Source organism: Citrobacter sp. Cf136 (genome assembly GCF_030333815.1).
In the GTDB taxonomy this organism is placed as follows: Bacteria; Pseudomonadota; Gammaproteobacteria; order Enterobacterales; family Enterobacteriaceae; genus Citrobacter; species Citrobacter freundii.
In genome coordinates, this window is the sequence record NZ_JAOWFE010000013.1 from 1 (window position 1) to 268 (window position 268).

1 tRNA gene is annotated in these 268 nt (G+C 56.0%); it reads right to left on the reverse strand.

The window, feature by feature from the left end:
- Positions 1-9: 9 nt before the first annotated feature.
- Positions 10-85, reverse strand: a tRNA-Ala gene (locus OGV98_RS00505).
- Positions 86-268: the final 183 nt, after the last annotated feature.

Below are 268 nucleotides of genomic sequence, written 5' to 3' on the forward strand. Positions count from 1 at the left end.
CAGTAAAGATGGTGGAGCTATGCGGGATCGAACCGCAGACCTCCTGCGTGCAAGGCAGGCGCTCTCCCAGCTGAGCTATAACCCCATCGTAAATGCTAATCTCTGTACCCTAATTCGTTTCCGGGCAAGGCGCGGTGGTGCGAAGCATACTGAAGTATGCGAGCATCGCCGTAACACAGCACGGAGGCGAATTTGGTAGGCCTGAGTGGACTTGAACCACCGACCTCACCCTTATCAGGGGTGCGCTCTAACCACCTGAGCTACAAGC